Below are 7,614 nucleotides of genomic sequence, written 5' to 3'. Positions count from 1 at the left end.
CACTCCCAGCATGCTCCTGCTGTGCACGCTGCACGACTACGTGCTGAACAAGGCGTTCAACGATGGCGTGACGCCGTTCATTTCCACCGAGATGCTGCTGCTCCGGAACATGTACGACTTCGCCGTGTCGCTGGTGGCGTTCGGCCTGTTTCCGGATCATGAAGACTTCAACGACCAGGACTTCGCCGCGGTCGTTCAGGATGTCTTGCATCTGCAGCCGCTGTCCGAGCTGCGCAACTACCTCGACACGGAAATCCGCAACGACATTCTGGTCGACCCGAATTCGGAAATGGCCAAAGCCATGTACATGCTGACGCTGCCGCTGCTGCAGGTCAGCCTGCAAGGCGCGGCCTCGGCCCCGAACGTCACCGTGTTCGCGCCGAAGCTGGAGATGACCACGCAGAATTGCAGTGCCTTCAACCTGGGAGCCTGCACCTATCTCGAGGCCAATCGACGCGCCATCCCCACTCATGGAGTGGTGGATGCCTATGCGAGCAACAGCTGCTCGCTGGGCTATGCCCTCGCCTTCGGCGTCAATCCGCTGACCGTCACGTGCGTCAACACCTATGGCGGTCATCTGATCCAGCCACAGGGCACCAATGCGTTGGGCAAGGCGCGCACGATCAAGGAATACCTGAAGGGATGGGCCACGTTCGACAGCCAGTACGACTACAACCTGGTCGGTGACGTGAAGTTGCCTTGACGAACTCGCCACAACTGCCGGCCAAGTAGCGTTCGGTTCGGGCGATACTTTTTCGGCCAGCCTGCCAGCGCATTGCGCGCTGGCAGGTCGTTCGCTGCAAACGATACTGACGTCTGTAGTGTCCGAAAACCCCGCCGTCAGGCGGCTTCTCTATGATAGAAATAATTCCACTCTGTCATTCTGAATTTGAGTCACGCCAGCAAGACATGATGAGGAATCTCGATAGGCTGAATCGATCAGAGCCTGTCGCTTTCGATGTCGTTGTTGCATCAGTCGCAACACTTCCTCCTGTTTGTCACGGCGGTCGGGCAACGTCGCGGCCAGCAAGATCTGGATGTCGTAGCAACTCAACAATGGATAGTCTTCGGCGTGACTGATCCGAATCTCCAGCATGAACAGCCCCGCCATCATCACCAAGACCATGTGTCGATGCCAGGATTGCCACATGCGGGCCTGATACTGCGCCATTCCGACGTGACTCTTGGCGTCCTGGAACGCTCGCTCGATCCAGAATTGCTGGACCTGCATCTGCGCCGTAAGCGCGAGTTCTATTGCCTCTATAAATTTCCGGAGGCCGTCCGCGGCACCGCAACCGCACACGCGGAAGACTTCGAAGCCGTTTCGGAAATTCGCCTCGACTCACGGATTCGATGTTTCATCTCATCCGCCAAACGCGGCGAGGAGCGCTGCGACGTTGATCCGGATGTTGGAGGTCCTTACTGCGGTCGTGGAGTGTGAACACGACCTGACGCGCAGGCAAAGCCTGCAACGCCACGCCAACTTGATACTGGGGGCGAAGGCGAACTCATGCCTCAATTTGCACGCAGTTTTCTCACATACAGATGCCCGATGAATAGGCCCACCACCGCGGCAACGAACGAGGCGAGTAGTACGCCCAGTTTCGCGGCAGCCCGCAAGTGAGCATCCGCGAAGGCGAGCATCGCAATGAATATGGACATGGTGAACCCGATTCCGCCGAGACAGCCAACGACCAGCAGTCCGTGCCAGGTGACCGCTGGCGGCAGGCGACTCAGGCCGACCCGCACCGCCAACCAACTGCCCAGTAGGATGCCGATTGGCTTGCCGAAGATCAGGGCCAACATTACGCCTCCGAACACATTTATCGAAGCGCCGCCGAGATCGGCGCCATCGATAGCAACACCCGCGTTGGCCAGTGCGAACAACGGCATGATGCCGAACGCAACCCACGGATGTAGAGCCGCCTGTACACGGACGACCGGTGGCAGCAGATCACGCTGCGCCTCTTCAAGTCGATGCACGGGTGAAACCAATTCGCGCACATCCACGGTCGCGGCGTGAGAGCGTTCGCCGAATTCATTCAATGCCCGAGTGGCGACCTCGACGGGTTGTTGGCGTGTGCGACGGCGAAGCACCGGCGTCATCAGGCCGAGCACCACACCGGCCAGCGTTGGATGCGCCCCTGACAGGAGCAACCCGTACCACACGATGGCGCCTGGCAACAGATACGAGAAGGCCGAGGCGATGCCGATTGCCTGGAAGCCGCGCACGATCGCCACGCCCAGCACCGCCACCAGCAGGCCGGTGTAGTCGAGCCCGCTCGAATAGAAAACCGCGATGATGAGCACCGCCGCGATATCGTCGATGATGGCGAGCGCGAGCAGAAAGACCCTGATGGAGCCAGGGATGGACCGACCCAGCAGCGCCAACACGCCTACCGCGAACGCGATGTCGGTCGCGGTCGGAATTGCCCAGCCATTCTGCAAGGCCGGATCCGTGTTGATCGTGAGGTAAATGAGCGCTGGCACCGCCACGCCGCCAACTGCTGCGGCCAACGGCAGGGAGGCCAGCGCCGCGGTGGACAGCGCGCCCTCATGAATTTGGCGGCGAATCTCCATGCCGACGACCAGAAAAAACACCGTCATCAGGCCGTCGTTGATCCAGAAATGCAGCGATTGTGAGAAGGTCGCGTTGCCGACACTGATGCTGACCGGGGTGTGCCAAACGTGCTCGTAGCTCGGCGCCCAGGGAGAATTCGCCCAGATCAATGCTGCGGCCGCCGCCAGCAGCAGAACAACTCCGCTGACTGCCTCGACGTGCAGGAAGCGCTCTAACGCGGAGAAAAATCGTTCGGCTAAGATCTGTGGCGCAGTAGGCTCCTGCGCGCGATTAGGCGAGTTCAAGACGCAATGCTCCCTTGAGGAGACTGGCGGCCCGACCAACCTCGATACCTACCGGAGACTGATCCCTCGGCACCCGCCCCGATTTAACCCGAGGCGATCGCGCAGAGCAATGCATCGGGCGCCGTGGTGCAATCAAACGTCAGCACGCTCCAGAGGCTGTCCTTGGCATGTCCGAGGAAGGCGAGCCAGGACAGACCGCCGATACTTACGATTCACCAACGCTCGGCGAAACGCCATAAGCGTCGACGGCTTCAGCACGATGGCCGAGCGTAGCAAGCGAGCCGGATGCATCAGACCCGCGCACAGACTGGCGATGATGCGATCAATGGATCGCAGATTCGGCGCTCTGGCGGTAGGTTGCACAAGTCTTGGTTCGTCTCTGCATCTATGCGATAAATTCGAATTCGCCACACACAGGACGCTACTCGGTTCGGCCCCCGACGAAGATCGGCTCGAGGTGCACGGGTACGATGACCTTCGACTTGGGAGAGGCCCCGGCGACCTCCCGAACGAATGGATATGCTTTCTCTTCTCTGGCTCGAGCCTGTGCCGCCTCGTTTTGGTAGGGGACGAAGAAATCGTCCCAATGTGTCGGGATCACGACCTTGGGATATCCCGTGGCAGCCAGCAGGCGTTCGGTGTAGCGATATATTTCTGTTCGCGATGAGCCGGCCCCCGCCAGCAGGACATCGGGCCGTAGTCCCTGCAGCTCCCGCTCGATGAAATTCATCGACCCCATCGTAAGCACCTCACGCCCTCCCATTCGCAACAGATACATCAGCGAACCGCCTTCGATGAAGTCGGACAGCTGTAACGGATTCTGCAGCGGCTGCGCATATCGTTTGGAACTGAAGTATCGCTTCTCTCCCAAGGCGGAATGCAACGACGGGACCACGCGCACCGAGAACGCGCCGAACTGGTAATCCTCCCCGCCCTGGACTGCATACAGCTGTTGCTCAGGAATACCGTAGCTGAGCAGTATGTTCTTCGTGGTTTCCGTACCGATGACCTTGGCGCCGGTCTTTTTCGCGATATAGGGAACGTCGATGACGTGATCGACGTGGTTGTGATGGACCAAGATGAAATCCGCGCGAGTGACGAGCTTGTCGATCAACTGATGATCGGATAGCGGCTGGTCCGTCATTGCGAAATCCCGCCTCGGGTCGTCGTCGCGACGCCGGCCGTCATACTTGATCCTGGAGATGTAAGGATCCACCAGCACCACGGTATCTGCCGAGCGAATCTCCCAGCCCGCGGCGCCCAGGTATTTCAGCTGCAAGTCTTGCGACCGAGGCTCACTCACTGCCGGCGCCGCGATGGCGCACACGCTCAGCAAGATGAAGCCACGCATCAGTCCCGACCATTTTCCCGCGAAGTTCATCGTGCACTCCGATTCTCAAGAAGTTGTTCACTGCGCGCCGCTGCATCTGCCTGCAACAGCACCTGCACCGCCGCTGCGAGCTGCGCATCGCGCCCAGCCCGCAAACCAATCCGATCCGAGCGGACGTTCACATCCGGCTGTTGAGTGGTGTTCTCCCAATAGTGACCGTCTGCCGTCAAACAGGCGTCATGCGCGACGCCGTAGCGGTACTCGGGAAACGGCAACGGATCGCTGTGCCCGCCGAGGCCGCTACTTGCGTAAGGCTCACCGACCAACTTGGCCACGCCATGCTCTTGAAACAAAGTCGGTACTTCGGAGCCGTTCGAATAGTTGCCGGCATTCATCAGCACCACCACCGGCCGACCTGCCCGCAACGCCGGCTCGCTCGCGTATATGCGCCCCACTCCTTCCAGGTCGAAGAAATGCGGTGTCGAAAAGAACGTCATCAACGGCTCGTGCATCCACCCGCCCTGATTGAAACGAGTATCGAACACGATGCCCTGCTTGCCGACAAACCGGCCGAGCACGTCTTCCACCAGCGCGCGAAACGGTTGTTCCCCCATCGCGCTCATATGCACGTAGCCCAGCTTGCCGCCGGACAAGGTATCGGTTTCGCGGCGTTGCCAGGCCACCCAACGCCGGTACATGGCGCTGGCCTCCTCAGCGTTACCGATGGCCAGTGCGTGGACAGCTCGCCGCTTTCCCTCCGGCGACACGACTTGCAAACTCAACACGCGCCCCACCGTACCTCGCAACCATTTCGCAGGATCGCTGCCCGCTGGAATGACGGCGCCGTCGATCTCGACGATGCGCTCACCCTCGTGCACGACGCCGTCGAGCGGTGAGCCCGGCAATATCTCGGCGATTCTCCATCCCTCCGCCGCATGCATCGCATCGTAGATGACGCCCAGCGAACCGCTGCGAACCGACGTCCGTTGCGGTTGATGGTGGAAATACGTGTGCGAGCCCTGCAACTCGCCCAGCAGTTCGTTCATGAATTCGCTGAACGTGGCGGGATCACTCACTGCAGGTAACAAGCCACGATAGGCACTGACGTATTCCGGCCAGCGAATCTGCGCCAGAAACTCCGGTCGGTAGTAAACACGATCGACCGTGCGCACCACATGCTCGAAGAGCCAGCGCCGCTGTTCTCTACCATCCTCCACGGGCATCTGTGGAAGCGCGAGCTGTGTCAGCTTGCCACTCGACAGATCAGCCCAGTAACCCACGCCGTCGACGACCAGCAGCGCATCGCGCTCGTCGCTGCCGATCTCTATCGATGGCACGCTGATCGATTTCGGATCGACATCGACGAGCGCACTGCCACCCGGAGGGCTCCCGGGTAGACGAGCGATGCGCTGCTCGTCCGAACGCCCGCCCGCCGCAGCGAACGAGGTACGCCACAGCTCAGTGTGTCCTCCCACCTCGCGCAGTTGCAGAAGAAACCGCGCACTGGGCGCAAGTCCCATGGCACGCACCAGAGCCGACGTTGCCGTGAGGCGCGTGCGTTCACCTTGAAGTCGGTCGGGCTGCTGTCGAAGGGCGTCGATCCAGGCTGCAAGCTCGTCGTTCGTGGCAGGTACCGCCACACGGTGCACAGCGCCTGTCACAGACGTCGGTGCCTGACGGGCCGCGATGACTTCCGCACGTCGTCGCTGCGGATCCAGTTCCAAAACAAAGGCATCGCTCGCGGTGTTGTGCACAGTGAACGCCCGCATACCGTCGCGATCGCTCTGCCAGACCAACCGACGCCCATCGGCACTCCACTGCGGATCGGCTTCATCGAAGCCGCTCTGACTCACATTGAGCAGCGAGCCGTCCTGCGTCGACAGCACCGCGATGTCCGAGCTGCGGCGCTTGAGCGTGCGGAAATGAATGGCGAGATGAACACTGTTGGGATGCCACACCAGCGGTTGGTCGTACTTGTCCAACCCCGCCAATGCACTCAGCAAATGACGAACCGTGCGGTCGGCAATCTGCACGACGCGCAGGTCACGCCCAGTGGTGAATACCGCTTGCCGTCCATCGGGCGAGATCCCGGCCCGAATGATCACTTCTTCTCGCATCGATGCCAGCGCGACGACCCGTGCCTGGCGTCCGGCCTCCAACCAGGACTGAGTTCCTTCGGGCAATTGAGTCAGCAGTAGATCGCTCACATTCCCTCGATTGCGCACCACCAGCAGTTGCCGACCATCGGCCGAGAACGTCGGCCAGCTCTTCACCCCGGGCCAGTCGCTGAGCAGTCGCTGGCTTCGCTGGGACAACGGATCCAGCACATACACCTCACCTCGAGCTACCACCACGACTTCGTCACGCCCCGGCACCCGACTCGCTTGACGCAGCGATGCACTCAGATCCTGCAAAGCGGGCTGGACCAGTGGCTGGCGCGTCGGCAGCCGTAAGGACAGTGGTCGGAATCCGACGCCGACACTGCCCACATACACCCCCCCCTGGAAGGAATAGGCGATCCGTCCGGTGCTCGATACCGTCAGATCACGAACCGGGTCACGCTTGTGGTGAGTGATCTGCCGCGCGTCGGCCTCGCCCTGCTCGGACATGCGCCAAACGTTGAATGACCCGCTACGTTCGCTCAAAAAGTAGATATGCCCGTCGGCCTGGTTCCATCGGGGTGCGGTGTCATGTCCTTCGATGTGAGTCAAACGCCGCGGGCTGTTGCCATCGGCATCGCTCATCCAAAGATCCCAGGTAGCCGCAGAGCGCTCGTGTTTACGATAGATATATTCGCTGCCCGGTCGCACGCTGAACATCAGCCGCGTGCCATTCGCAGCCCAGCCAGCATCCATCACGCTCGGTTCGATCAGCATGCGCGGCAGTCCACCGTGCAACGGCAAAGCGAACAGCGCCGTCCAGGGACGATGTTTTTCCAGATCGTCCCGGTCTCTGAGTTGCAGCGGATACACCGCGCGACTGGCGCTCAGATCCAACCGGCCGCTACGTATCAGCACGCTCTGTCCATCGGGTGCGACCGCGACGGGAATCTCGTTCCGGGAATGCCAGGTCAAGCGGCGCGGCTCTTGCTTGCCCTGCGCATCGATGCTGAAGACATCGTCATTGCCGTCGGGATCGGCAGCAAACACGACCTGACGACCGTCCGGCGACCAGGTCGGACTGTGCTCATGCGCAGACGTCCCACGCAGCAGACGCGCCTCACCGCCATTCACCGACGCGACGAACAGATCACCGTCAGCGCGAAAGGCCAGCCACTGCCCGTCGGGAGACAACGCCGGTTCACGCCACCAGGTCGCAGGTGCGGCCGCCGCTGACTGCACGAAAGCGCAGACACCACACCAGACGACGAGCGCGAAGGAGGCACGACTTCCAACCCAGCCTGCTGGCTCTCGCATCAC

Annotated in this window: 5 protein-coding genes; 2 read left to right on the top strand and 3 right to left on the bottom strand. The window is 61.1% G+C overall.

All coding sequences use genetic code 11. The features are described 5' to 3' along the window. Together JNL55_RS00700 and JNL55_RS00695 are read left to right on the top strand one after the other, a co-directional pair. Positions 1-703 (top strand): hypothetical protein (locus JNL55_RS00700; protein WP_293848246.1); only part of this gene is annotated, 703 nt, incomplete at its 5' end. A 255-nt stretch (positions 704-958) separates the two neighbouring features. Further along, positions 959-1,441 carry a hypothetical protein gene (locus JNL55_RS00695; RefSeq protein ID WP_293848244.1) on the top strand — a complete coding sequence of 161 codons (483 nt, stop codon included), beginning with the start codon at positions 959-961 and terminating at the stop codon, positions 1,439-1,441. 74 nt (positions 1,442-1,515) lie between these two features. Here JNL55_RS00695 and nhaA read toward each other — a convergent pair whose 3' ends face one another. From nhaA to JNL55_RS00680, 3 genes are all read right to left on the bottom strand, one after another. Continuing rightward, positions 1,516-2,865 carry a Na+/H+ antiporter NhaA gene (nhaA, locus tag JNL55_RS00690; RefSeq protein WP_293848242.1) on the bottom strand — a complete coding sequence of 450 codons (1,350 nt, stop codon included), beginning with the start codon at positions 2,863-2,865 and terminating at the stop codon, positions 1,516-1,518. Positions 2,866-3,286: 421 nt separating this feature from the next. Then, positions 3,287-4,246 carry an MBL fold metallo-hydrolase gene (locus JNL55_RS00685; protein ID WP_293848241.1) on the bottom strand — a complete coding sequence of 320 codons (960 nt, stop codon included), beginning with the start codon at positions 4,244-4,246 and terminating at the stop codon, positions 3,287-3,289. Further along, the gene (locus JNL55_RS00680; protein WP_293848239.1) at positions 4,243-7,536 is read right to left on the bottom strand and encodes a S41 family peptidase; all 3,294 of its coding nucleotides are present in this window, start codon (positions 7,534-7,536) and stop codon (positions 4,243-4,245) included. Before JNL55_RS00680 ends, JNL55_RS00685 begins: the two co-directional genes overlap by 4 nt. Positions 7,537-7,614 lie beyond the last annotated feature (78 nt).

Origin of the sequence: Steroidobacter sp., assembly GCF_016790065.1 — a bacterium.
GTDB lineage: Bacteria > Pseudomonadota > Gammaproteobacteria > Steroidobacterales > Steroidobacteraceae > Steroidobacter.
The sequence above is the reverse complement of the archived record's forward strand: the minus strand, read 5'-3'. Positions and strand labels throughout refer to the sequence as shown.